Below are 24121 nucleotides of genomic sequence, written 5' to 3' on the forward strand. Positions count from 1 at the left end.
GAACGGGTCGGGCCGGCGCTCCCCGGCGCCGCGATCGGCGCCGCGCTCACCGCCCCGCTCCGCACCGGGGCCGGCCTTCCCGGCCGGCGCCTTCTGCACCCACGGGCGACCGGCGAACCAGTCCCGCGTCGGCTGCAGCCAGAGCATCGCGATGCCGGCGACCACCATCGGCGCGAAGAAGCTCGCGGTCGCGAACCCGCCGACGAGTACCAGCGGCGCCAGGCCGGTGAGCACGATCCGGGCGGTGGTCGAGCGCTTCAGGGCCTGGAAGCCGAGGATGGTCGAGGCGGTCGCGGCGCCCGCGGCCACCATGCAGAGCACCCGCACCGTCGTCGAGAGGGAGCTGACGGTCAGGCCGGTGCCGCTGACGGGCGGCTCGGAGAGCACCCGCTGCAGCTCCTCCTGCACCTCGAGCGTGTGCAGCGAGGAGATCCGCTCCCAGGCGGTCAGCACCAGGACGATCGAGCCCCCGATGATCAGCCACCCGGCGAGGGTGGCTTGGGAGGGGCGCTGCGACGTGTCCTGCGGCATGGGCCGATTCTCCCAGACGGCCCCAGGCGGGCCCGATTCGCCATGGGGTGGTTTCGAGGCTCGCTTCGCTCGCACCTCAACCACCGGCGTCGGTGGTTGAGGTGCGAGGCGCCCCGGCGCCGAGCCTCGAAACCCGGTGGGTTGAGGTGCGAGGCGCCCCGGCGCCGAGCCTCGAAACCACCCGCCCGAGCCGCGTCAGACGCTGAGCACCAGCCCGTCCTCACCCCGGTCGACGGTGACGGTGCCGCCGTCGGCGACCTCGCCGCCGATCAGCATCCGCGCCAGCGGGTCGCCGATCGCGCTCTGCACCAGGCGGCGCAGCGGCCGGGCGCCGTACGCCGGGTCGTAGCCCACGTCGGCCAGCCAGGTCCTGGCGGCGTCGGTGACCTCGATCGCGATCCGGCGGGCGGAGAGACGCTTGCCGAGCAGCTCCAGCTGCAGGTCGACGATCCGGGTCAGGTCCTCCTTGCCGAGGGCGTCGAAGGTGACGATCTCGTCGAGCCGGTTGAGGAACTCCGGCTTGAAGGAGGCCCGGACCACCGACATCACCAGCTCCTTCTTCTTCTCCTCGTCCAGGCCGGGGTCGACCAGGTACTGGGAGCCGAGGTTGGAGGTGAGGATCAGGATCGTGTTCCGGAAGTCGACGGTGCGGCCCTGCCCGTCGGTGAGCCGACCGTCGTCGAGCACCTGGAGCAGGATGTCGAAGACCTCGGGGTGGGCCTTCTCAACCTCGTCCAGCAGCACGACCGAGTACGGGCGGCGGCGGACCGCCTCGGTGAGCTGGCCGCCCTCGTCGTACCCGACGTAGCCCGGAGGGGCACCGACGAGCCGCGAGACGGAGTGCTTCTCGGAGTACTCGCTCATGTCGATCCGGACGATCGCCCGCTCGTCGTCGAACAGGAAGTCGGCCAGCGACTTGGCCAGCTCGGTCTTGCCGACGCCGGTGGGGCCGAGGAACAGGAACGAGCCGGTGGGCCGGTTCGGGTCGGCGATGCCGGCCCGCGCCCGCCGTACGGCGTCGGCGACCGCGCCGACGGCCTCCCGCTGCCCGATCAGCCGCTCGCCGATGACCTGCTCCATCTCCAGCAGCTTGGCCATCTCGCCCTGGAGCATCCGGCCGGTGGGGATGCCGGTCCAGGCCTCGACGACCTCGGCGACCTGGATGGCGCCGACCTCCTCGCCGACCAGCTTCTCGGTCGGGTCGAGCTCGGCCTCGGCGCTCTCGGTGGCGGCGATCTGCTGCTCGAGCACCGGGATCCGGCCGTAGAGCAGCTCGCTGGCCTTCTCGAAGTCGCCCTCGCGCTGGAACCGGTCGGCCTCGCTGCGCAGCTGGTCGAGCTGGCGGCGCAGCTCGCCCTCGCCCTCCAGGGACGCCTTCTCGCGCTCCCAGCGGGCCTCGAGGCCGCGCAGCTCCTCCTCCTTGTCGGCGAGGTCCTTGCGGAGCACGGCCAGCCGCTCGATGGAGGCCTCGTCGGACTCCTTGGCGAGCGCGAACTCCTCCATCTTCAGCCGGTCGACCTGGCGGCGGAGCTGGTCGATCTCCTCCGGGGAGGACTCGATCTCCATCCGCAGCCGGGAGGCGGCCTCGTCGACGAGGTCGATCGCCTTGTCGGGCAGCTGGCGGCCGGTGATGTAGCGGTCGGAGAGCGTGGCGGCCGCGACCAGCGCGGCGTCGGTGATCCGCACGCCGTGGTGGGCCTCGTACTTCTCCTGGATGCCGCGCAGGATCTGGATGGTGTCCTCGACGCTGGGCTCGCCGACGAAGACCTGCTGGAAGCGGCGCTCCAGCGCGGGGTCCTTCTCGATCGACTCGCGGTACTCGTCGAGAGTGGTGGCGCCGATCATGTGCAGCTCGCCCCGGGCGAGCATCGGCTTGAGCATGTTGCCGGCGTCCATCTGCGAGTCGCCGCCGGCGCCCGCGCCGACCACGGTGTGCAGCTCGTCGATGAAGGTGATCACCTGGCCCTCGGCCTGCTTGATCTCCTCCAGGACGGCCTTGAGCCGCTCCTCGAACTCGCCGCGGTACTTGGCGCCGGCCACCATCGCGGCCAGGTCGAGCGACAGCACCCGGCGGCCCTTGAGGCTGTCCGGGACGTCGCCGGCGACGACGCGCTGGGCCAGCCCCTCGACGACGGCGGTCTTGCCGACGCCGGGCTCGCCGATCAGCACCGGGTTGTTCTTGGTACGCCGGCTCAGGACCTGCACCACGCGACGGATCTCGGCGTCGCGGCCGATGACGGGGTCCAGCCGGCCCTCCTCGGCGGCGCCGGTGAGGTCGACGGAGTACTTGTCGAGCGCCTCGTAGGTCTGCTCCGCGTCCTGGCTGGTCACGCGGCGGCTGCCGCGCATGGCGGTGACCGCCTCCTGGAGCGCGTCGGCGCTGAGCCCGGCGGCGGTGAGCACCGTCTTCGCGGAGGAGTCGACGGTGGCGAGCGAGATGAGCAGGTGCTCGGAGGCGACGTAGTCGTCCTTCATCGACGCGGCGAGGTCGAGCGCCCCGGCGAGCACGCGGGAGAGCGCGGGCGAGGCGGCCGGCTGCTTGACGGTGGCGCCGGTGGCGGACGGCAGGCGGTCGCGCTCGGCGACGGCCGAGCGGACCAGGGTGGGGGCGTCGACGCCGGCCTTGGCCACGACCGTGGCGGCGGTGCCGCCCTCCTGCAGCAGCAGGGCGACGAGCAGGTGGATCGGCTCGAGGGTGCTGTGGCCGGCGCTGGTCGCCGAGACCGAGGCGGCCTCGATCGCCTCGCGGGCGCGGGTCGTGAACTTGTCGGCACCGAACTGGGACATGGACGCCCTCCTCTGGACGAATGGAAACGATCCTCACCGGCACGGCACCGGAGCACCACCGCGGGCGGCGGGCCAGCCAGTCACCATGATCAACATCAGGAAAGTTGAGTCTGTTCCACTCAAGTTTAGGATCTTTCGGCGCCCGCCGCACTATCACGATCGCATCACGCGGACATCTCCCCTACGGGGGGATTTTCTGCACCGACTACAACAGCGACGCTCCCTCCGCTAGCGTCCCCCGGAAATGACCGACACCGCCCCCTCCGGCCCCGCCGGACACACGCCGGCCTACGGCAGCGTCGACCTCACGACGTGCGACCGCGAGCCGATCCACATCCCGGGGGCGATCCAGCCGCACGGAGTCCTGCTGGCGATGGACGAGGGCGGTCGGGTCGTGGTCGCGTCGACCAACTGCGCCCGCCTGCTCGGCGTCGCGTGCGACGCGGCGATCGGCCTCCCGGTCGAGGACCTGCTCGGCCCCGATGTCGCGGCGCGCATCGGCGAGCGGGCGCACGGCGAGCGCGGCGAGCCGCTCAGCATCCGGCTCCCCGCCTCGACCGCGGACCCTCGCGGCACCGGCACGCTGCGGGGGCGGCACGTCGACATCGCCGTGCACCGCTCCGGCGACCGGGTCGTCGCGGAGCTCGAGGAGCTCGTCGACGACCGGGCCGCACCGTCGTTCCAGGGCGTGCGGGGCACCATGGCGCGCCTCGTCGGCGCCGGGACCGTGGCCGCGCTGGCCGACCGGCTGGCCGGGGAGATCCGCGAGGTCACCGGCTTCGACCGGGTGATGGTCTACCGCTTCGACCCGGACTGGAACGGCGAGGTCGTCGCCGAGGCCCGTCGCGAGGACCTCAACCCGTTCCTGGGTCTGCACTACCCCGCCTCGGACATCCCGGCGCAGGCGCGGCGGCTCTACACGGTCAACTGGATCCGGCTGATCGCCGACATCGCCTACGAGCCGGTGCCGCTGGCGCCGCTGCTCGACCCCGGCACCGACGCCCCGCTGGACCTCTCCTTCTCCACGCTCCGCAGCGTCTCGCCGATCCACGTCGAGTACCTGTCGAACATGGGCGTGACCGCGTCGATGTCGATCTCCCTCGTGATCGACGGCCGCCTCTGGGGCCTCGTCGCCTGCCACCACTACTCGGGGCCGCACCGACCGAGCCACGACGCCCGCGCGGCGGCGGAATTCATCGGGCAGACCGCCTCCCAGATGATGGCGGAGCGGGAGCGGAGCGACCTGCGCGAGGAGGCGCTGCGGGCACAGGCCGAGCTCGCCGACATCGCGGCGGCGATGGCCCGGCCCGGGGCGGACATCCTGGCGGCCCTGGTCGACGAGCCCGCGGTGCGCCACCTGCTCTCGGCCACCGGCATCGCGCGCTGCTACGACGACGTCGTGGCGACGGGCGGCGCGGTGCCGCCGGAGCCGGTGATCCGGCGGATCGCCGCGCTGCTGCGGGGCGGTGACGGCGAGGCCCGCGCCAGCACGCACCTGGCCGACCTGGACCCCGAGCTCGCGGCGTACGCGGACGTGGCGGCCGGCGCGATGATCGTGGGCACCGCCGCGGACCGCTGGGTGATCTGGTTCCGGCCCCAGCTCGAGCGGGTGATCGACTGGGGCGGGGACCCCAGCAACGCCAAGCTGTACGAGGGCGAGGGGCCGGACGTACGGCTCTCCCCCCGCAAGTCGTTCGACAAGTGGCGCGAGGTGGTCCGGGGACGCTGCCGCCCCTGGACCGAGTGGCAGCACGAGATCGCGAACTCCGTGCGCACCCACGTCGCGGGGCTGATGCTGCACCGCGCCCGCGAGCAGGTCGCGGTCGCCGAGTCGCTGCAGCGCAGCGTGGTCGCCGACATGGCGCGCACCGTCGAGGGGCTGGAGGTGGCGGCCACCTACCTGCCGGCGACGGAGTTCCAGCTCGGCGGCGACTGGTGGGACTCGCTGGCGCTCGCGGACGGGCGGGTCGCGTTCGCGATCGGCGACCTCGCCGGCCACGGTGTCACGGCGGTGGCCGGGATGACCCAGGTCCGCACCGCCCTGCGCGCCCTGTTGTTCGCCGGTCACCGTGCGACGGAGAGCCTGGACCTGCTCGACCTGATGATGGACGAGCTGATGGACGACCAGGTCGCCTCCGCGGCGGTGCTGGTCCTGGACCCCCGCACCGGGGACTTCGAGCTCGTCAACGCCGGGCACCCGCCACCGATCGTGTACGAGGACGGCCGCGGCCGCCTCCTCCAGGGCGCCCACCGCCCCCTCCTCGGGATCGGCCTCGGTGCCGCGCGCTCCGCCACCGGGACGCTCGCGCCCGGCGCGACGCTGCTGCTGTTCACCGACGGCCTGTTCGAGCGCCGCGGACGGGACCTGCTGGTGTCGCTCGAACAGCTGCGGGAGGCCGGCGAGCCCGGACCTGCCGAGGGCCGGGACGCGGCCGCCAGGTGGGCGGCCGAGCTCATCGAGTCGGTGCCCGGCACCCGGGACGACGACACCACGGTGCTCGTGATCCGGCGCACCGGCTGACCCGGGCCGGCCGCCGGCGCCCGGTCACGGCTGGGGCGCGACCTCCTCGGGCGGAACCGCGTGCTCGGGCAGGTCCTCGCGCGCGCCGACCGCCTCGTCGACCAGCGCCAGCCGGCAGAACTCCTCACCGAACGGCGTGAGGTGGATGCTGCGCCGCACCACCTTGGCGAACTTCACCGCGCGCAGCGCCGCGGTGACGTCGGGCTGCGCCTCGAGCACCTGGTACTCGGCGTGCCGGCGGACCGGCTCCTTCGACAGCCAGACCAGGCCCAGCCGCGCCAGGTTGTTCAGGTACGACGGCACGTGGTCGAGGTAGCGCACGCCGGCGCGCTGGCCCAGCATGTTGAGCCCCGGCGCGATCAGCTGGCTGTTGACCATCCCGATCGGGCCGCCGGTGCGCACGTCGACGCTCGGCTGCGGGCCCTGCTCGAGCAGCAGCACGAGGATCCGGGCCTCGTCGGGGGCGAGGTCGTCGAGGATCCGATCGTAGGCCGGGTGCCGGTCCTCGGTGCTCCACACGTCGCGCGAGCGGGCCAGCAGGTCCGCGCCGCGCTCGCGCAGCGAGCTCGGCCGCGCGGCGACCACCTGGCCGGGCACGTGGCCGTGGGCGGCGGCGCCGGGGCCGTAGGGGTCGGGACCGCCGAGCGCCTCGCCGGCGCGCTGCAGCGCGACCCCGACGGGCACCCCGTCGGCGATCTGCCGGGCCAGCTCGCCGGCCAGGCCGGCGTACAGGCCGACGTCGTGGGCCAGCGCGGTCGCCTCGTCGCGGTCGACGACGGCCCGGCCCACCCGGATCCAGCCGCGGACGCTCGTGCGCACGCCCCAGCCGGCGGTGTGCAGGGCCGCCGCCCCGGCGACGCGGGCCAGCCCCGGCAGGGCGTCGACGACGGGGTCGACCAGGGTGGGCAGCTTCGTCGTCGGCGGCGCGCTCTCGTCCTCGAACCGGTCAGGCATCCGTGCTCATCTCCTCCGTCGGCCGCTCAGCCGACCAGGCCGGTGGTGAAGATCGCGAGGTGGAGGAAGCCTCCGGCGGCGCCCATCACGGCGCCGTGCGCGTAGAGCATCCACTCGTCCTCGCGGATGGCGGCGCGCATCATCTCCACGAAGTCCCGCGGCGGGAGCTCCCGGGTCCGCTCGGCCAGCAGCAGCCGGATCCTGTCCGACTGGAGCCGGCTGAACTCGGGGTCGCGGAACGGGGTGATCGTGCGGTCGACGGCCTGCAGCGCGACGGAGTCCCGGATGCTGTCGAACCTCTGGCCGCCGATCGCCACCCGCACCGCGCCGCGCAGCGGGCCCGCCGCGCGGTCGATCGCCGGGCGCAGCGCGTCGGCGAGCATCTGCCGGGTGCGGTCCCCGCGCGGGCCGTCCAGGAGGAAGTCGCCGATCCGCTCCAGCGTGATCACGTCCTCGGCGATGATCCGCGCGTACTCCTCCGCGCACTCGTCCTGACGGCGCAGGAAGAGCCCCTGGACCCGTACGCCGAGGACGCGCCGCTCCTCGGTGGGCTCGAAGATCAGCCACATGCCGAGCAGGTTGGTGGTCCACCCGACGACCACACCGAGGATCGGGAGGAGCCACCAGATGTGCCAGGTCTGGTCGACGACGGCGACCGGGATGCCGAGCAGGAAGCCGAAGACGAAGCCGAACGCCACCATCAGGTCCAGCTCGCGCCTCCCGACGTCGCGGAAGACGCGGACGACGAGCTCCGGGTTGTCCCGGAAGTGGTCGATCACCATGATCTTCGGGTCCAGCAGCTGGTCGATGTGGACGCCGATCTCGTCGGTCATCCGGCCGACCAGGTTCGGCAGCTGCGCCTGGACCCGGTCCACCACGGCCTCGCGGACCGGGCGCGGCAGGTCCCGCCACAGGCGCGGGTGTTCCCGCCGCATCACGTCGTCGACCAGCGCCGGCACCTCGGGCCGGAACACCTCGACGATGTGCGCCGCGATGGCGTCCGGGTCGAGGCGGGCGTAGAACTCCGCCGGGGTGCCGAGCTTCGCGATCACCTTGTCGACGGCGATGCTGCCCATCTTCGCCCCGCGGGCCGGGACGATGCCCTGCCAGCCGAGGCCGCCGTCCATGATCCCGGGGACCTCCTGCAGCTTGCGCGGCAGCAGCGTCGCGACCTCGCGCAGGCCGGGGACCCGGACCCCGCGGAACCGCAGGGGGTTGAAGAGCATCCACACGCCCGACCAGTTGATCAGCCAGCCGACGACGCCGGTGAAGACGGGGATGGAGACGAACGCGAGCCAGTCGACGTGGTCCGCCCAGTCGGCGAGCCAGCCCAGTACGGCGTCCACGCCTGCACCCCTGTCCGCGCGGCGGCGCGCCCCATCGCGGCCTGCCTCTGGGAGCCGAGGCTAGTCCGTGCGGCCGGGGTCGGAGGGGCGATCCGGGCACCGGACCGGGTCTGGCGGGTCACAGCGGGTGGGGTGCACCACGCGCCCCACTGTCACCGGCGGACAGGCAGTTCAGTCGCTTGTCGGGCGTTGCAGTGCCTGTCAAGCGACCGAATCACCGGTCGACCGGTGATTCCGACACCCCCCCACCAAGAGCCCCTCAGCCCCCACGCCGCCAGATCACGAGCGACTGCCCCGGCGGCGGCGTGCGCAGCGCGGGCAGGCGGCTGGCGGGCTGGGCGGGCGGCTGCTGGGCCAGCGCCTGGCGCAGCGCCTCGCGGGTCGCCTCGAGCTCGGCGACGAGCTCCTCGTTGCGGGCCTGGACGGCCTGCACGGCGCGCTCGAGGTCGAGGATCCGGCGTACGCCCTCGATGCCGATGCCGGCCGCGGTGAGGTCGGCGATCTCGCGCAGCCGCTCGATGTCGGCGTAGGAGTAGCGGCGACCGCCCCCGCCGGTCCGGCCGGGGGTGATCAGCCCGAGCCGCTCGTAGGTGCGCAGGGTCTGCGGGTGCAGGCCGCTGAGCTCGGCGGCGACGCTGATCACGTAGACGGCCGCCTGCGGGGTCAGGGGCTCGCCACCGAGGTGACCGCGCCGCCCGGTCATGCCGAGCCGTCCCGGAACAGGTTGGCGCGCAGCGGCGCGCTCGCGGTCGCGGCGGCGTAGGCCTCCAGCGCGGTCCGCGCCTCCTCGCTGAGCGAGGCGGGCACCTGGACCTGGACGGTGGCCAGCAGGTCGCCGTGCTTGCCGTCCTTGCCGGGGGCGCCCTTGCCGCGGACGCGGAAGGTGCGCCCGTCCGGGGTGCCGGCGGGGATCCGGAGCGTGACCGGGGCGCCGCCGAGCGTCGGCACCTTGACCTCGGCGCCGAGCGCGAGCTCCGGGAACGACACCGGTACGTCGACGGTCAGGTGCTCGCCCTTGCGGCCGAAGATCCGGTGGCCCGACACCTTCACGGTGACGTAGAGGTCGCCGGCAGGGCCGCCGTTCTGGCCGGCGCCGCCCTTGCCGCGCAGCCGGATCCGCTGGCCGTCCTTGACCCCCGCGGGGATCTTGGCCTGGATGGTGCGCGCGTTGCGGCCGGTGCCGGTGCCGTGGCAGGTGGGGCACGGCTCGTCGTAGACGAGCTGGCGGCCACCGCAGGCGGGGCAGGTCTCGTTCATCGAGAACGCGCCGCCGACGGAGGCGGTGACGTAGCCGGTGCCGTCGCAGGTGGCGCACATGTGCGGCCGGGTGCCGGGCTTGCCGCCGGTGCCCGAGCAGGTCGGGCAGGCGCCCTCGGAGGAGACGCGCAGGGAGACGGTGACCCCCTCCAGCGCGTCGGTGAAGCCGATGGTCGCGGTGGTCTCGAGGTCGGGGCCGCGGACACCGCGCTGCTGGCGCCGGCCACCGAAGCCGCCGCCCCCGCCGCCGCCGAACAGGTCGCCGAACAGGTCGCCGAAGCCACCGCCGCCCCCGCCGCCGGAGCGCTCGCGGAGGAGGTCGTCGAGGTTGAAGCCGCCGGCGCCACCGGGGCCGCCCGGGCCGCGGGCTCCGAAGCCGCCGCCGGCGAAGAGCTCGCGGGCCTGGTCGTACTTCTTGCGCTTCTCGGCGTCGCCGATGACGTCGTACGCCTCGGCGACCCGCTTGAACTTCTCGTGGTGCTCGGGGTCGGGGTGGGAGTCGGGGTGGTTCTCCCGGGCGAGCTTGCGGTAGGCCTTCTTGATCTCGTCCGCGCTGGCGCCCTTGGTGACGCCGAGCTCGGCGTAGAAGTCCTTGTTGGCCCAGTCGGCGCGCATGCCCTCGGTCGGGTCACTCATCGCTGCCCTCCCTCCCTCTCTCCGGTGTGCTGCTGATGATCGTGGGGCCCACCTGTCGGCGGGCCGTCCGGTGGTCCCGGCCCGGGCGGGGCCGGGACCACCGGTTCATTCGGCCACGGGGGCCGGGTCCTGCGGTGATGCCGGGAGGCTCAGGCCTCGGGGTCGACGACCAGCACCTGCGCGGCGCGCACGACCCGGTCGCCGATCTTGTAGCCGGCCTTGGCGATCACCTTCACGGTGGTCACCTCGACCTCGGCGTCGGTGCCCATGTGCGAGAGCGCCTCGTGCACCATCGGGTCGAACGCGTCGCCGGCGGCGCCGAACTTCACCAGGCCGAGGCCGGTGACGGTCCGCTCGAGCTGCTCGGCGACGGCCTTGAAGCCGCCGTCGAGCGGCTCGTGCTCGCGGGCCCGGTCGATGGTGTCGAGCACCTCGACGATCGGGGCGAGCGCGGCGTAGGTCGCGTTCTCCTTGAGCAGCTCGCGGTCCCGCTCCACCCGGCGCTTGTAGTTGAGGTACTCCGCCTGGAGCCGCTGCAGGTCAGCGGTCCGCTCGGCGAGCGCCTGCTCGGCCACGGAGAGCGGCTCCTCGACCGCCTCGGGCGTCACCGAGGCCTCGACCTCGGCGACGTCCTGCGGCTCCAGCGGGCCGCCCTCCTCGACCCAGTTGTCCACGCCGCTGGTCTCCGGGTCGTGCTCGGAGGCCGTGGGCGGGTGGGTCGCGGCGGCGTCCTCGCCCGGCGCGGTCACTTCTCGGTCCCGTCGCCCTCGTCGTCGATGATCTCCGCCTCGACGACGTCGTCGTCGGCCTCACCGGTGGCGCCGGTGGTGCCACCGGCCGCGGAGGCGTCGGCCTCGGCGGCGGCGTACATCGCGGCGCCCATCTTCTGGCTGGACTCACCGAGCTTGGTGATCGCGGCGGTCAGCGTGTCGGTGTCGGCCTCGGTGTCCTCGAGCGCCTTCTTCAGCGCGTCGACGTCGGCGGTGACCTCGGTCTTCACGTCGTCCGGGATCTTGTCGCCGTTGTCGGTGAGGAACTTCTCGGTCGTGTAGACCAGCTGGTCGCCCTGGTTGCGGACCTCGACGGCCTCGCGACGCTTGGCGTCCTCCTCGGCGAACTTCTCGGCGTCCTTGACCATGCGGTCGATGTCGTCCTTCGACAGCGCGCTGCCGCCGGAGATGGTCATCGACTGCTCGCGGCCCGAGGCCTGGTCCTTGGCGGAGACGTGCACGATGCCGTTGGCGTCGATGTCGAAGGTGACCTCGATCTTCGGCACGCCGCGCGGGGCCGGCGGGAGGCCGGTCAGCTCGAAGTTGCCCAGCGGCTGGTTCTCGGCCCAGATGGAGCGCTCACCCTGCGCGACCTTGATCTCCACCGACGGCTGGTTGTCGTCGGCGGTCGTGAAGATCTCGCTGCGCTTGGTCGGGATGGTGGTGTTGCGCTCGATCAGGGTGGTCATCACGCCGCCCTTGGTCTCGATGCCGAGCGAGAGCGGGGTGACGTCGAGGAGCAGCACGTCCTTGACCTCACCGGCGAGCACGCCGGCCTGCAGCGCGGCACCGACCGCGACGACCTCGTCGGGGTTGACGCCCTTGTTGGGCTCCTTGCCGCCGAGCAGGTCCTTGACGACCTCGGTGACCGCGGGCATCCGGGTCGAGCCGCCGACCAGGACCACGTGGTCGATGTCGGCGACCTTCACGCCGGCGTCCTTGAGGACGTTCTGGAACGGCACCTTGGTGCGCTCGAGCAGGTCTGCGGTGAGCTTCTGGAACTCCGAGCGGGTCAGCCGCTCCTCGAAGTGCAGCGGGCCGGACTCGCCGTGGGTGATGTAGGGCAGGTGGATCGTGGTCTCGCTCGAGGACGAGAGCTCGATCTTCGCCTTCTCCGCGGCCTCCTGGAGGCGCTGCGCGGCGATCTTGTCCGCGGACAGGTCCACGCCGTTGGCGTTCTTGAACTTGGCGACCATCCAGCCGACGACCGCGTTGTCCCAGTCGTCGCCACCGAGGTGGTTGTCACCGCTGGTGGCCTTCACCTCGACGACGCCCTCGCCGATCTCCAGGAGGGACACGTCGAAGGTGCCGCCACCGAGGTCGAAGACGAGGATGGTCTGGTCGTCGCCCTTGTCGAGGCCGTAGGCCAGCGCGGCCGCGGTGGGCTCGTTGACGATCCGCTGGACCTTCAGGCCCGCGATCTCGCCGGCCTCCTTGGTGGCCTGGCGCTGGGCGTCGGAGAAGTACGCCGGCACGGTGATCACCGCGTCGGTGACGGTCTCGCCCAGGTAGGCCTCGGCGTCCCGCTTCAGCTTCTGCAGGATGAACGCCGAGATCTGCTGCGGGGTGAAGTCCTTGTCCACCGGGTCGCCGATGTGCTGGGACCAGTCGGTGCCCATGTGGCGCTTGACGGACTTGATGGTGCGGTCCACGTTGGTGACCGCCTGGCGCTTGGCGACCTCGCCCACCAGGACCTCGCCACCCTTGGAGAACGCGACCACCGACGGGGTGGTGCGAGCGCCCTCGGCGTTGGCGATGACGGTGGGCTCGCCGCCCTCGAGGACTGCTACGACGCTGTTCGTCGTACCGAGGTCGATGCCGACAGCACGTGCCATTTCTGCTCCTCCTTCGCGGCGGCATCCCTGCCCCGCGGCTCTGCTCTGGGATTTCGAATCAAGAAAGTTGCGTCGATTCGACTCAAGTCTGACACAGGGTCCAACCGCCCGCACATCCGGGTTTGTTCCCGCCGACGGGAACGATCTTTTCCGCCGGCCGGAGGCGTCGATCGCCGCCGGCAGGGAAGGCTGCGCGCATGAGCAACCCCTCCGAGACCGCGATGCCGCGGCTGTCCCTGAACGACGGCTCCTCGATCCCGCAGGTCGGCTTCGGGTCCTACCAGGTCCCCCCGGCCGACGCCGCCGAGGTGGTCGGCCAGGCGCTGGCCGCCGGCTACCGGCACATCGACACCGCGCAGATGTACGGCAACGAGGCCGGCGTCGGCGCCGCGATCGCCGCGTCCGGCCTCCCGCGCGACGAGATCTACGTGACCACCAAGCTCAACAACACCTTCCACCGCCCGGCCGACGTGCGCAGCAGCTTCGCCGCCTCCCTGGACCGCCTCGGCCTGGACCGCGTGGACCTGTTCCTCATCCACTGGCCCCTGCCGACCAGGTACGACGGCGACTACGTCTCGACCTGGGAGGCGATGCTGGAGCTGGCGGCCGAGGGCGGCACCCGGTCCGTCGGCGTCTCGAACTTCCAGCCCGACCACCTGGAGCGGATCATCGCCGCGACCGGTGCGGTGCCGGCGGTGAACCAGATCGAGGCGCACCCCTACTTCGCCAACGACACCGCCCGGATGGCCACCCGCGGCCACGGCGCGCTGGTGGAGGCCTGGTCGCCGATCGCCCGCGGGGAGGTGCTCACCGACCCCGTGGTCACCCGGATCGCCGACGAGCTGGGGCGCACGCCGTCGCAGGTGACGCTGCGCTGGCACCTCGAGCGCGGCGACATCGTCTTCCCCAAGACCATGCACGCCGACCGGATGGCCGAGAACATCGCGGTCACCGACTTCACCCTCACCCCCGACCAGGTCGCCGCGATCTCGGCCCTGGACCGTGGCGAGGCGGGGCGCCAGGGGCCGAACCCCGACACCTTCGACTGGATCCCCGATTGACCTTCCGTCACGCGGGGCGCGGCCGCCGGAGGGCGGGTAGTCCCTGACGAAAAGCACGTGAAAACGTCGGTTTCGGGTGCTTTTCGTCAGGGACTACCCCCCCAACCCCGGCACCGACCCCACTGCAACGGCGCCTACTGCACCGTGATGCGCACCTCGTTGGACGCCTTGCCGGTCGACCGGTCGAGGACGCGGAAGCGGTTGACGCCGCTGACACCGGTCTGCACGTAGGTGGAGAAGGTCTCCCCGCTGACGGGGATGGTCGCCTCGAAGTCGGCCCACTTGCCGGACTCGAACCGCTGCACCTGCAGCACGGCGCCCTCGCCGCCGGGGTAGATCCCGGTGAGGTCGATCCGGCCGAAGCTGGAGACGGTGGACTGGTTGGCGGAGAGGGTGATCGCCTTCTTCTCCGCCTTCTTCTCCTTCTTCTCCGCGGAGTCGGACTTCTCCTGCTTCGCCTTCTTCTCGGGCGCCTGGGTGTGCAGGGTGACCAGCGGTCCGGTGGGGTCGCTGGTCCGCTCCGGGCGCGGGATGACCATCGACTCCCGCTCGGTGGAGGCGGCGCCGGCGGTGGGGCCGCCGAGGCCGAGGAACCGGCTGGCGAAGAGCGCGGCGCCGGCCATGATCAGGCCGACGGTCAGGGCGACGGCGACCATCGCCACCAGACCCTCGAGCAGGGGCCGGTGAACGCCTTCGGACCTGGGCTGCTCGTCGCTCACCGGGCCATTCTCCGTGAGCTCCCCGTCGGGGACAAACCGGTCGGCCTCCGGGCGGGGCGGGCCCGGGATCAGGGAGCTCACCTCAGAATCCGCGGGTCCAGACGGTCTGCTCGTGCAGGCGCCGCGACCTCCAGCCGGCGTCGGTGCGCACGAAGGAGTGGTGGTACAGCCCGCCGACCTCGACCAGCCGGGTGCCGCCCTTGCCGTCCGCGACCATCATCGGGTTGTGGAAGTACGCCGTCACCTTCGCCTCCTCGCGGGGGCTGCCGAAGGCGATCACCACCTGGCCGAGCGTGTGCATCCGCTTGGCCGAGAACGCCGGCAGCGCCTCGGCGAGCCACGCCTTGACCTCGGGGTAGGTGGCCGCGATGCCGCCGGACTCGGTGTAGTCGATCCGGGCGTCCGCGGTGAACACCGTGTCCAGCCGGTCCCACTCGCCCGTGTCCACGGCCACGGTGTAGCGGTGCAGCGCATCGGTGATCTCGGTGCGGTCGATCAGCTCGTCGAGGTCCATGGGCGGCAGTCTGCCGCCTCAGCCGCGCGGCTCGAGGACGACCACCGGGATCTCACGATCCGTCCACGACTGGTAGGAGTCGAAGTCGGCGTACACCTCGACCAGCAGCGGCCACAGCACCGCCTTCTCGTCGGGGCCGGCGACGCGGGCGCGGACCGCCCGCCCCCGCTCGCCCTTGAGGTGGATGGTGGCGTCCGGGTGCGCCGTCAGGTTGTAGTACCACTGCGGGTTCTTGGGCAGCCCGCCCTGGGAGGCCACGATCACCACGTCGTCGCCGTGGGGCATGTAGAGCAGCGGCGTCGTGAACTCCTGGCCGCTCCTCCGGCCCACGTGGTCGAGCAGCAGCATCGGCACGGGCTTCCTCCAGCCGGCGCCGATCCGCCACTTCGACCCGATCCGCCCGTTGGTCAACCGGAAGACCGCGACGTTGGCCTTGGCGCCGTACTTGATGATCTTCCCGACGATCGGCTTGTCCAGCCCCTCGGGCTTCTCCTTCAGCGCCATGGGACTCACTGTGGCAGAAATCTAGAACGCGTTCTAGTGTGCGGACCATGCGATTCACGTATGCGGAGGGCATGACCCAGGCGAAGTACTACGCACCGCTGGCCCAGGCGTGCGAGGCGGCCGGCTACACCTCGATGTCGGTGGCCGACAGCCTGATCTACCCGAAGGAGTCCGACTCCAAGTACCCCTACACCGACACCGGCGACCGGGAGTTCCTGGAGGGCAAGGAGTTCATCGAGACCTTCATCCTCTGCGCCCACCTGTTCGCGGTGACCGAGCGGCTGCGGCTGACCCCGTTCGTGCTCAAGCTCCCCGTGCGGCCACCGGTCCTGGTCGCCAAGCAGGCCTCCTCGCTGGCGTTCCTCTCCGACAACCGGCTCGGCCTGGGCGTGGGGCTCTCCCCGTGGCCCGAGGACTTCGCAGCGCTGGGCGTGCCGTGGGAGCGGCGCGGCAAGCGGATGGACGAGTGCATGGACATCCTGCGCGGCCTCACCTCGGGCGAGTTCTTCGGCTACTCCGGGGAGTTCTACGACTTCGAGCCCCTCCAGCAGTGCCCCGCGCCGACCGAGCCGATCCCGCTGCTCGTCGGCGGCCACTCCGACGCCGCGCTGCGCCGCGCGGTGCGCAAGGGCGACGGCTGGATGCACGCCGGCGGCGACGGCGAGGAGCTGGACCGGCTGCTCACCCGCCTGGCCGAGATCCGCACGGAGGAGGGCGACACCCGGGACGACTTCCAGGTCCACGTCATCTCCTACGACGCCTACACCGTCGACGGCGTCAAGCGCCTGGAGGACAAGGGCGTCACCGACTGCATCGTCGGGTTCCGGGTCCCCTACGTGAAGGGCCCCGACACCGAGCCGCTGGAGACCAAGGTCAAGCACCTCGAGCAGTACGCCGAGAACGTGATCGCCAAGGTCGACGGATGAGCGACGGGCCGGGCGGGGCGAGCGCGGCGTACGGCCTCACCGCCCCGCTGCAGGAGGCGATCGCGGAGGCGGAGGAGCTGATCGCGAACGCGCCGTTCATCCGCACCGAAGCGGACCGCCTGGAGGGCTACGACTACCTCGCCGGGCGGATCCGGATGGCGATGCAGACCGCGTTCGACTACGACCTGGAGCGGCCCCTCTTCATCAACCCGACCCACCAGTTCTCGCGCCAGGGCCTGGACAACCCGGACGCGATCTACTTCCACGCCTACCTGCGCGAGGGCGTCGACTACGTCGTCCGGGGCGTGCGCGGCACGTCGGCCGACCTGTCGTTCCAGGTGATGGGCGGGAGCTACAGCGCGGACTCCGCGGCGACCTCGCTGATGGCGTTCGACGAGCGCGAGCTCGACGTCGCCGAGGACGGGACCTTCGAGTTCTCCTACACGGCCGAGCCCGGCGCGAAGACCCTGATCGTGCGGGAGGTCTTCAACGACTGGGAGAACGAGGCGCGGGGCACGCTGACCATCGAGCGCGCCGACACGGTCGGGAGGCCCCGTCGGGAGCCGACGCGGGAGGCGCTGGCGAAGAAGTACGAGGTGGCCGCCCGGTCACTGGTCGGCTCGATCCGGACCTGGTTCGCCTTCCCCCACTTCTTCCAGTACAAGGAGCCCGTCAACACCCTGACCGTGCCGGCGTCCACGCCGGGCGGGCTGTCGTCGCAGTTCTCCTCGATCGGGCACTACGAGCTGGACGAGGACGAGGCGATGGTCGTCAGCGTCCCGCGCTGCGAGGACTGCACCTACCAGGCGATCCAGATCGGGTCGGACTGGTACGCCTCGACCGACTACGAGACCCACCAGACGTCGCTGACCAAGGCCCAGGCGGTCGCCGACGACGACGGGGTGATGCGGTTCGTGGTCTCCGAGCGCCCGCCGGGCCCCGGCGGCGCGCCGATCGCGAACTGGCTGGAGACCACCGGCCACCGCACCGGGGCGGTGATGCTGCGCTGGCAGCAGCTGACCCGCGACCTGACCGCCGCGGACGGGCCGACCGTCGAGGTGGTCAAGGTCGCCGACGTGCCGGGCCTGCTGCCCGGGGCGCGGGCGCTGTCGGAGGAGGAGTACGCCGGGCGGATCGCCGCCCGGCAGCGTGCCGTGGCGCGCCGGATGATCTCCTGACGGGCCAGCCCTCCCGCACCGCGCCGGGGTCGTGTGCCCCAGACCCCGGCATGACGATGCCTCGGGCACACGACCCCGCCCAGCGCACACTCCCCACGCCGAACCCGGTCTGGCATGCTCGGGACCATGGCTGACCGCATCGCGCTGGACCTGCCCGACGGACGCGTGCTGGACGTGCAGGTGTCCGGCCCCGAGGACGGGGTGCCGTTCGTCTGGCACCACGGCACCCCGGGCTGCAGCTACCAGTCGGGCGACAAGGCGCGGAAGCTCGCCGAGCACGGCCTGCGCTACGTCTCCTACAGCCGCGCCGGCGCCGCGGGCTCGACCCGCAACAAGGGCCGCACGGTCGCCGACATCGCCGCGGACGTGGAGGCGATCGCCGACCACCTCGGCGCCGACAAGATCCTCACCGGCGGCGGCTCCGGCGGCGGGCCGCACGCACTGGCGACCGGCGCGGGCCTCCCCGACCGGGTGCTCGCCGTGCTCGCGGTGTGCTGCGTGAAGCCGTTCGCCGGCCAGGAGGAATCGTTCCTCGACGGCATGGGCGCGGACAACGTCGAGGAGTTCACCCTCGCCCTCCAGGGCGAGGAGGCGCTGCTGCCGTTCCTCCAGAAGGACCGCGAGGGGATCATCGAGGCCGACGCCGCGGGCGTGATCAAGACCCTCGACAGCCTGCTGCCGGACGTCGATCGCAAGGTGCTGACCGCCGAGGTCGGCGAGGACGTGATCCGCAACCTCCAGGGCGGGGTGCAGGAGCTGTACGGCTGGATGGACGACGACCTGGCGTTCACCAAGCACTGGGGCTTCGAGCTCTCCGACATCCGCGTGCCGACGTACCTGTGGCAGGGCACCGAGGACCTGATGGTCCCGTTCCACCACGGCGAGTGGCTGGCCGAGAACATCCCCGGCGTCGTGCCGCACCTCGAGCCCGGCGAGGGCCACCTGTCGATCGTGGTGGCCTCGTTCGGCCGGATGCTCGACGAGCTGGTGCCGCACCTCCCTCGCTGACGCACCCGCGCCGCCACGGGGTCGTGTGCCCCACGCCCCGCCATGGCGATGCCTCAGGCACACGACCCACCCCCGCACACCGGGACACCCCCATGGCCAAAAACTGAAACACGTTCTAGCCTGTCCGCCATGGTGGACCTGCTGACCGACAAAGTCGTCGTCCTCTCCGGTGTCGGGCCCGGCCTCGGCCGTGCGCTCGGCGAGGAGGCCGCCCGGATGGGTGCCGACCTGGTGCTCGTCAGCCGCACCGAGAAGCGGCTGGAGAAGATGGCGGAGGTGGTCCGCAGCCACGGCCGCCGCGCCCTCGTCGTGCCGACCGACATCACCGACGAGGACCAGCGCAAGGCCCTGGTCGACAAGGCCCTCGACGAGTTCGGCCGGGTCGACTGCCTGATCAACAACGCGTTCGCGATCCCGCCGATGGACCCGGTCGGCACCCTCGGCCTGGACGGGCTGCGTGCCGCGCAGGAGACCAACGTCTTCGCCCCGCTGCGGCTCTCGTCGCTCTTCGCCGACGCGCTCGCCGCGACCCCGGAGAAGCCGGGCGGCTCGATCATCATGCTCAACTCCTGCGTCGTCTACAGCAGCCAGCCGGAGTACTCCGGCTACAAGCTCTCCAAGGGCACGCTGGCCCACCTCGCCTCCTCGCTCGCCACCGAGCTCGGCCCGCGCGGCATCCGGGTCAACAGCGTCGCGCCCTCCTACATCTACGAGGACGTCAACAAGGCGTACTTCGACTGGCTGGCCTCGGAGTCGGGCCGCACCCACGAGGAGGTGTACGCCGAGAAGGCGGCGCCGACCGACCTCAAGCGGCTCGCCACCCCCGACGAGGTCGCCCAGGCGGCGCTCTTCCTCGCCAGCGACCTCGCCTCCGCGGTGACCGGCGTGATGCTCAACGTCGACTGCGGCGAGTTCCACGACAACTGAGCAGGGAGGCACGCACATGAGCGGACCCCGCGAGCGCGCCGACGTCGGCACCTTCGAGGACATCTGCGCGGCGGCGACCCGGACGACCGGGCTGACCGACTTCGGCGACCCGGGGGCGGACGGGCACGAGGAGGCGTTCCGTGTCCTCGTCGACGACCTCTCCTCGCCGGAGGCCGGGCTGACCGGGGTCGGCAACTACTTCATGCGCTCGCAGGTGAAGAGCGCGCTGGTCGCCCGGCTGCTCACCCAGGCGAGGTTCACCGAGTTCCCCGAGCACGCCGACGTGGCGATCGAGCGCCCGATCTTCGTGGTCGGCCTCCCCCGGACCGGTACGACGGCCCTGAGCCGCCTGCTCTGCGCGGACCCCGCGCACCAGGGGCTGGAGATGTGGCTCACCGAGTTCCCGCAGCCGCGACCGCCGCGCGAGACCTGGGACGACGACCCGATCTTCTCCGCGATGCAGGCGGCGTTCGCCGAGCACCACGTGACGAACCCCGAGTTCATGGGGATCCACTACTCCGACGCCGCCGAGCCGGAGGAGTGCTGGCGGGTGCTGCGCCAGACCGGCAGGTCGATCGGCTTCGAGTCGCTGGCCCACGTGCCGCGGTACTCCGACTGGCTGGCGTCCCAGGACTGGACCGACGCCTACCTGCGGCACAAGGAGAACCTGCAGCTCATCGGGCTCAACGACACCGACAAGCGCTGGGTGCTCAAGAACCCCTCGCACCTGATCGCCCTGGACGCGCTGATGGAGGTGTACCCCGACGCGCTGGTCGTCATGACCCAGCGCGACCCGATCACCTCGGTCGCCTCGGCATGCTCGTTGTCGGCGGAGGCCACCGCCGGCCACTCGACGACGTTCGTCGGGGAGACCCTGGGCCGCGACCAGCTCGGCCACCTCACCCGGCAGTGGCACGCCTTCTGGCAGGCCCGGCCGAAGTACGACGAGAGCCAGTTCGTCGACGTCGACTACCGCGCCTTCGTGCAGGACCCGGTCGGCACCGTCGGCGGCATCTACGACGCCTTCGGCCTGACCTGGAGCCCGGCGGCGCAGGGGGCCGTGCGGCGCCTCGACGAGGAGTCGCGCAGCGGGCCGCGGCGGCCGTCGCACCGCTACGACCTGGCCGACTACGGCCTGACCGAGGACGACGTGCGGGCGGCCTTCGAGCGCTGAGCTCCCGCGCTCTGCGTGGATCCAGACTCAGGCCAGGCAGAGGCAGAAGGGATGCCCCGCGGGGTCGAGGAGGACCCGGAAGGTCTCCCCCGGCTGGTGCGGGTGCCTGCGCGCCCCGAGCGCCAGGGTCGCCGCCTCGGCGGCGTCGAGGTCGGCCACGTCGACGTCGAGGTGGAGCTGCTGCGGGCGCTCCTGCCCCGGCCACTCGGGGGCCCGGAAGTCGTCGACCCGCTGGAAGTGGAGGACGCCCCGGTCGCCGTCGGAGGCGGTGGCCCACCCGCCGTCCTCGTCGACCTCGGCCCTCCAACCGAGCAGGCCGGCGTAGAACGCGGAGAGCTCCGCGGGGTCGGGACAGTCGAGCACCACCTGGGGGTTCGTCGCGATCGCCATGGCGCCGACGCTAGGGCCGACCGCCGACATCGAGGCTCTGGTGGGTCCGCGGCCACCCCGGCGCCCGCGATGTGACGCAGGTCTCGACATTTAGTAAACCACGGTTTACTTTATCGGCGACACACGTCGAGGAGGGAGCCGGCAGTGGACCGACCGTCAGTCGCCGCCGCGCGTCGCCCGGCGCACGCCGCCGGGCACCACCACGGCGGTCTGCCCGGCCAGCAGCTCCAGCGCCTCGCGCAGCACCGCGGCGCCCGCCACCCCGAGGCGCTCCCCCAGGTCGAGCTCGAACCGCTCGTGGAAGGCATGGGCCGCGGCGAGGGCCTGCCGACCCCGGTCGCTCACCGCCACCAGGCGCAGGCGGCCGTCCTCGTCGGAGGCGAAGCGCTCGACGTACCCGTGCGAGGTCATCAGGTCGACCAGCTTCACGGTGGCCTGCGGGCTCATCAGCAGCCGCTCCGCCAGCCGCGCCAGCGGCAGCGGCTCCTCGGCGAGCAGCCGCAGCACGAAGCCCGTGCGCGGCGTGAAGCCGTCGTAGCCCTGCCGGTCCAGGTCCGCGACCAGCTGCTCCTGGAAGGCGACCTGCGCCAACGACAGCAGCACCCCGATGTCCTGCCGGTCGCCGATCACCGTCCGATCGTACAAATCACCGCACGGCCCCGGCCGCGGAAGGAGAAGGCATGAGCACGACCGCCCACAACAACGGAGCCGGCAGCGACGGAGCGCCCACCGGGCCGGTGATCGGGCGCACGCTCGACGAGTCGACCGCGTGGCACCCGCCCCGGCCCCGCCCGGCCGGTCGCCCCAACGTCCTGGTGGTGCTGCTCGACGACGTCGGCTTCGCCCAGCTCGGCTGCTTCGGCTCGACCATCGAGACCCCGACCATGGACGCGCTGGCCGGCGACGGCGTGCGCTTCAACCGGTTCCACGTGACCGCGATCTGCTCGCCGAGCCGCGCGTCGCTGCTGACCGGGCGCAACCACCATGCCGTCGGCATGGGGCTGCTCTGCGACATGCCCACCGGCTTCCCCGGCTACTCCGCGCGGATCCCCCGGTCGGCCGCGACGATGGCCCGCGTCCTCAAGGACGAGGGCTGGAACACGATGGCCGTCGGCAAGTGGCACCTGACGCCGCGCGCCGACCGCTCCGCCGCGGGCCCGTTCGACACCTGGCCGCTCGGCCAGGGCTTCGAGCGCTACTACGGGTTCATCCACGGCGACGCCAACCAGTGGACGCCGACGCTCTACCGCGACAACTCGCCCGTCGAGCCGCCGGCCACGCCGGAGGAGGGCTACCACCTCACCGAGGACCTGGTCGACCAGGCGATCACGATGGTGCGCGACCAGCACAACGCGACGCCCGACAAGCCGTTCCTCATGTACTTCGCGCCCGGGACGGCACACGCGCCGCACCAGGTGCCGCAGGAGTGGTCGGACCGCTACGCCGGCCGGTTCGACCAGGGCTGGGAGGCCTGGCGCGCCGAGATCTTCGAGCGGCAGCGCGCGATGGGCATCATCCCCGAGGACACCGAGCTGACCGACCGCCCCGAGTGGATCCCCGACTGGGAGACGCTCGGCGACGAGGAGCGTCGCCTCTTCGCCCGGTTCCAGGAGGTGTACGCCGGCTTCCTCACCCACTTCGACCACCACCTGGGCCGGTTGGTGCAGGAGCTGGAGGACCTGGGGGTCCTCGACAACACGATGATCGTGCTCAGCTCCGACAACGGGGCCAGCGCCGAGGGTGGTCCGCTCGGCTCGATCAACGAGCACCGCTTCGGGTTCAAGGTGCCCGACAGCCTCGAGGACAACCTGGCCGGGATGGACGACATCGGCGGCTTCCGCTCCTACAACCACTACCCCTGGGGCTGGGCGTGGGCGGGCAACACCCCGTTCAAGCTGTGGAAGCGCTTCTCCTGGCTGGGCGGCACCCGCACGCCGCTGATCGTGAAGCCGCCGGTCGCCACCGGCGCCGGCCCGGTCGACGCCGGCGCGATCCGGGACCAGCTCTGCCACATCGTCGACGTCTTCCCGACGATCCTGGAGGTCTGCGGGGTGACGCCGCCGGACACCGTGGACGGCGTCGAGCAGCAGGTCGTCGACGGGGCCAGCATGACCGCGGCGATCGCGGACGCCGGCGCGCCCGACGTCCGGACCACTCAGTACTTCGAGGTGATGGGGTCGCGCTCGATCATCCACGACGGCTGGAAGGCGACCACCGACCACGTGCCCGACCACGCGCTCTCGGACGAGCTGGTGCCGGGCAGCCGCGACCTCGAGCAGGACCACTGGGCGCTCTACCGGCTGGCCGACGACTTCGCGGAGTCCCGGGACCTGTCGGCCGAGCACCCCGAGGTGGTCGCCGAGCTGGAGCGGGTCTGGTGGGCCGAGGCCGAGCGCAACCAGGTGCTGCCGCTGATGGACTCGATGTTCGGGCGGCTGGTCGCCATGGAGGCGCCGCTGTGGCCGTTCCCGAAGACGCTGGTGGTGCACCCCGGCGCCAACCCGGTCGTGGACGAGGCGGTGCCCTCGCTCAGCCTGGGCGCGATGGTCGAGGCGGACTGCGAGGTGCCGGAGGCCGGCGCGTCCGGCGTGCTGGCGGTGATGGGCGACTGGAGCAACGGCTGGGCGCTCCTGGCGCTCGACGGCGTGCCGACGTTCCTGCTCAACAACACCAGCACGCCCTTCGAGGTCCGCGGCGACGCCGCGCTCACCCCCGGGCGGCACCGGGTCGGCTTCCGCTACCTGCCGCAGGACCGGGTCGGGATGCTGTACGTCGACGGCCAGGTCGCCGGCTGCGCCCCCCTGCCGGACGGGATGGGCACCAGCGGGATGCAAATCGGCGGCGGCGGCCTCCGGCTCGGGCACGACACCGGGTTCCCGGTCAGCGACGACTACCGGCCGCCGTTCCCCTGGACCGGGACGCTGCACTCGGTGGCGTTCCACCAGCAGCCCGAGGTGGCCGACCCCGCGGACGCCGACGCCCGGGCCGCGGAGGCGCTGGCGGCGATCATGCAGCGGGAGTGAGCGCGGGCGCGCGGCGGCCCCCGACCGGTCGCGGCGCGCAGCGGCGGGCCACCGTCCGTC

21 protein-coding genes are annotated in these 24121 nt (G+C 72.3%); 8 read left to right on the top strand and 13 right to left on the bottom strand.

What is annotated here, in order from left to right; translation table 11 throughout:
* Positions 1 to 531, bottom strand: a 531-nt coding sequence (locus tag ABLM29_RS16745) for a hypothetical protein (RefSeq protein WP_349715410.1), incomplete at its 3' end; no start/stop codon positions are given.
* A 195-nt stretch (positions 532 to 726) separates the two neighbouring features.
* Positions 727 to 3318, bottom strand: coding sequence for an ATP-dependent chaperone ClpB (gene clpB / locus ABLM29_RS16750; protein WP_349715411.1), 2592 nt, complete (start codon positions 3316 to 3318; stop codon positions 727 to 729).
* A gap of 244 nt (positions 3319 to 3562) precedes the next feature.
* Between clpB and ABLM29_RS16755 the strand changes: the two genes are divergently transcribed.
* On the top strand, positions 3563 to 5839 hold the full coding sequence (locus tag ABLM29_RS16755; RefSeq protein ID WP_349715412.1) for a SpoIIE family protein phosphatase: 2277 nt from the start codon (positions 3563 to 3565) through the stop codon (positions 5837 to 5839).
* A gap of 24 nt (positions 5840 to 5863) precedes the next feature.
* Here ABLM29_RS16755 and ABLM29_RS16760 read toward each other — a convergent pair whose 3' ends face one another.
* The 6 genes from ABLM29_RS16760 to dnaK all read right to left on the bottom strand — a co-directional run bounded on the left by ABLM29_RS16760 (position 5864) and on the right by dnaK (position 12637).
* Complete coding sequence (locus ABLM29_RS16760; RefSeq protein WP_349715413.1) at positions 5864 to 6793, bottom strand: Abi-alpha family protein; 930 nt, start codon at positions 6791 to 6793, stop codon at positions 5864 to 5866.
* Positions 6794 to 6819: 26 nt separating this feature from the next.
* The gene (locus tag ABLM29_RS16765) at positions 6820 to 8139 is read right to left on the bottom strand and encodes a DUF445 domain-containing protein (RefSeq protein ID WP_349715414.1); all 1320 of its coding nucleotides are present in this window, start codon (positions 8137 to 8139) and stop codon (positions 6820 to 6822) included.
* A 259-nt stretch (positions 8140 to 8398) separates the two neighbouring features.
* Positions 8399 to 8842: a heat shock protein transcriptional repressor HspR gene (locus tag ABLM29_RS16770; RefSeq protein ID WP_349715415.1), complete on the bottom strand. Its 444-nt coding sequence runs from the start codon at positions 8840 to 8842 to the stop codon at positions 8399 to 8401.
* Entirely contained in the window at positions 8839 to 10032 is a 1194-nt protein-coding gene (gene dnaJ / locus ABLM29_RS16775) for a molecular chaperone DnaJ (RefSeq protein WP_349715416.1), read from the bottom strand. The genes ABLM29_RS16770 and dnaJ overlap by 4 nt, the downstream gene beginning before the upstream one ends.
* A 149-nt stretch (positions 10033 to 10181) precedes the next feature.
* Entirely contained in the window at positions 10182 to 10781 is a 600-nt protein-coding gene (gene grpE, locus ABLM29_RS16780) for a nucleotide exchange factor GrpE (protein ID WP_349715417.1), read from the bottom strand.
* Positions 10778 to 12637 carry a molecular chaperone DnaK gene (gene dnaK, locus ABLM29_RS16785; protein ID WP_349715419.1) on the bottom strand — a complete coding sequence of 620 codons (1860 nt, stop codon included), beginning with the start codon at positions 12635 to 12637 and terminating at the stop codon, positions 10778 to 10780. The genes grpE and dnaK overlap by 4 nt, the downstream gene beginning before the upstream one ends.
* A 197-nt stretch (positions 12638 to 12834) precedes the next feature.
* Between dnaK and ABLM29_RS16790 the strand changes: the two genes are divergently transcribed.
* Positions 12835 to 13698, top strand: coding sequence for an aldo/keto reductase (locus tag ABLM29_RS16790; RefSeq protein WP_349715421.1), 864 nt, complete (start codon positions 12835 to 12837; stop codon positions 13696 to 13698).
* A gap of 134 nt (positions 13699 to 13832) precedes the next feature.
* On the opposite strand, the gene ABLM29_RS16795 is transcribed toward ABLM29_RS16790, so the two are convergent.
* The 3 genes from ABLM29_RS16795 to ABLM29_RS16805 all read right to left on the bottom strand — a co-directional run bounded on the left by ABLM29_RS16795 (position 13833) and on the right by ABLM29_RS16805 (position 15435).
* Positions 13833 to 14417, bottom strand: a complete 585-nt coding sequence (locus tag ABLM29_RS16795) for a hypothetical protein (protein WP_349715423.1) — start codon at positions 14415 to 14417, stop codon at positions 13833 to 13835.
* A gap of 82 nt (positions 14418 to 14499) precedes the next feature.
* Entirely contained in the window at positions 14500 to 14931 is a 432-nt protein-coding gene (locus tag ABLM29_RS16800) for a nuclear transport factor 2 family protein (RefSeq protein WP_349715424.1), read from the bottom strand.
* Positions 14932 to 14949: 18 nt separating this feature from the next.
* Positions 14950 to 15435 carry a nitroreductase family deazaflavin-dependent oxidoreductase gene (locus tag ABLM29_RS16805; protein ID WP_349715426.1) on the bottom strand — a complete coding sequence of 162 codons (486 nt, stop codon included), beginning with the start codon at positions 15433 to 15435 and terminating at the stop codon, positions 14950 to 14952.
* A gap of 47 nt (positions 15436 to 15482) precedes the next feature.
* Between ABLM29_RS16805 and ABLM29_RS16810 the strand changes: the two genes are divergently transcribed.
* The 5 genes from ABLM29_RS16810 (at position 15483) to ABLM29_RS16830 (ending at position 20648) form a co-directional block, all read left to right on the top strand.
* The gene (locus ABLM29_RS16810) at positions 15483 to 16361 is read left to right on the top strand and encodes a TIGR03619 family F420-dependent LLM class oxidoreductase (protein WP_349715427.1); all 879 of its coding nucleotides are present in this window, start codon (positions 15483 to 15485) and stop codon (positions 16359 to 16361) included.
* Positions 16358 to 17539 carry a hypothetical protein gene (locus tag ABLM29_RS16815; RefSeq protein ID WP_349715429.1) on the top strand — a complete coding sequence of 394 codons (1182 nt, stop codon included), beginning with the start codon at positions 16358 to 16360 and terminating at the stop codon, positions 17537 to 17539. The genes ABLM29_RS16810 and ABLM29_RS16815 overlap by 4 nt, the downstream gene beginning before the upstream one ends.
* A gap of 126 nt (positions 17540 to 17665) precedes the next feature.
* Positions 17666 to 18547, top strand: a complete 882-nt coding sequence (locus tag ABLM29_RS16820) for an alpha/beta fold hydrolase (protein ID WP_349715430.1) — start codon at positions 17666 to 17668, stop codon at positions 18545 to 18547.
* Positions 18548 to 18676: 129 nt separating this feature from the next.
* Positions 18677 to 19474, top strand: coding sequence for an SDR family oxidoreductase (locus ABLM29_RS16825; RefSeq protein WP_349715431.1), 798 nt, complete (start codon positions 18677 to 18679; stop codon positions 19472 to 19474).
* A gap of 16 nt (positions 19475 to 19490) precedes the next feature.
* Entirely contained in the window at positions 19491 to 20648 is a 1158-nt protein-coding gene (locus ABLM29_RS16830) for a sulfotransferase family protein (protein WP_349715432.1), read from the top strand.
* Between the two features lie 27 nt (positions 20649 to 20675).
* Here ABLM29_RS16830 and ABLM29_RS16835 read toward each other — a convergent pair whose 3' ends face one another.
* Both ABLM29_RS16835 and ABLM29_RS16840 read right to left on the bottom strand, forming a co-directional pair.
* Entirely contained in the window at positions 20676 to 21038 is a 363-nt protein-coding gene (locus ABLM29_RS16835) for a VOC family protein (protein WP_349715433.1), read from the bottom strand.
* 156 nt (positions 21039 to 21194) lie between these two features.
* Positions 21195 to 21668 (bottom strand): MarR family winged helix-turn-helix transcriptional regulator, encoded by a 474-nt coding sequence (locus ABLM29_RS16840; RefSeq protein ID WP_349715434.1) that lies wholly within the window; start codon positions 21666 to 21668, stop codon positions 21195 to 21197.
* Positions 21669 to 21718: 50 nt separating this feature from the next.
* Here ABLM29_RS16840 and ABLM29_RS16845 point away from each other — a divergent pair, with 50 nt between their 5' ends.
* The gene (locus ABLM29_RS16845; protein WP_349715436.1) at positions 21719 to 24061 is read left to right on the top strand and encodes an arylsulfatase; all 2343 of its coding nucleotides are present in this window, start codon (positions 21719 to 21721) and stop codon (positions 24059 to 24061) included.
* The last annotated feature ends 60 nt before the right edge of the window (positions 24062 to 24121 follow it).

Origin of the sequence: Nocardioides sp. YIM 152588, assembly GCF_040191335.1 — a bacterium.
Taxonomy (GTDB): Bacteria; Actinomycetota; Actinomycetes; order Propionibacteriales; family Nocardioidaceae; genus Nocardioides.

Coding starts and splice junctions, on each gene's coding strand:
- clpB (WP_349715411.1), bottom strand. CDS start 3,318: ATGTCCCAGTTCGGTGCCGACAAGTTCACGACCCGCGCCCGCGAGGCG.
- ABLM29_RS16755 (WP_349715412.1), top strand. CDS start 3,563: ATGACCGACACCGCCCCCTCCGGCCCCGCCGGACACACGCCGGCCTAC.
- ABLM29_RS16760 (WP_349715413.1), bottom strand. CDS start 6,793: ATGCCTGACCGGTTCGAGGACGAGAGCGCGCCGCCGACGACGAAGCTG.
- ABLM29_RS16770 (WP_349715415.1), bottom strand. CDS start 8,842: ATGACCGGGCGGCGCGGTCACCTCGGTGGCGAGCCCCTGACCCCGCAG.
- dnaJ (WP_349715416.1), bottom strand. CDS start 10,032: ATGAGTGACCCGACCGAGGGCATGCGCGCCGACTGGGCCAACAAGGAC.
- dnaK (WP_349715419.1), bottom strand. CDS start 12,637: ATGGCACGTGCTGTCGGCATCGACCTCGGTACGACGAACAGCGTCGTA.
- ABLM29_RS16790 (WP_349715421.1), top strand. CDS start 12,835: ATGAGCAACCCCTCCGAGACCGCGATGCCGCGGCTGTCCCTGAACGAC.
- ABLM29_RS16800 (WP_349715424.1), bottom strand. CDS start 14,931: ATGGACCTCGACGAGCTGATCGACCGCACCGAGATCACCGATGCGCTG.
- ABLM29_RS16805 (WP_349715426.1), bottom strand. CDS start 15,435: ATGGCGCTGAAGGAGAAGCCCGAGGGGCTGGACAAGCCGATCGTCGGG.
- ABLM29_RS16810 (WP_349715427.1), top strand. CDS start 15,483: ATGCGATTCACGTATGCGGAGGGCATGACCCAGGCGAAGTACTACGCA.
- ABLM29_RS16815 (WP_349715429.1), top strand. CDS start 16,358: ATGAGCGACGGGCCGGGCGGGGCGAGCGCGGCGTACGGCCTCACCGCC.
- ABLM29_RS16820 (WP_349715430.1), top strand. CDS start 17,666: ATGGCTGACCGCATCGCGCTGGACCTGCCCGACGGACGCGTGCTGGAC.
- ABLM29_RS16825 (WP_349715431.1), top strand. CDS start 18,677: ATGGTGGACCTGCTGACCGACAAAGTCGTCGTCCTCTCCGGTGTCGGG.
- ABLM29_RS16830 (WP_349715432.1), top strand. CDS start 19,491: ATGAGCGGACCCCGCGAGCGCGCCGACGTCGGCACCTTCGAGGACATC.
- ABLM29_RS16835 (WP_349715433.1), bottom strand. CDS start 21,038: ATGGCGATCGCGACGAACCCCCAGGTGGTGCTCGACTGTCCCGACCCC.
- ABLM29_RS16845 (WP_349715436.1), top strand. CDS start 21,719: ATGAGCACGACCGCCCACAACAACGGAGCCGGCAGCGACGGAGCGCCC.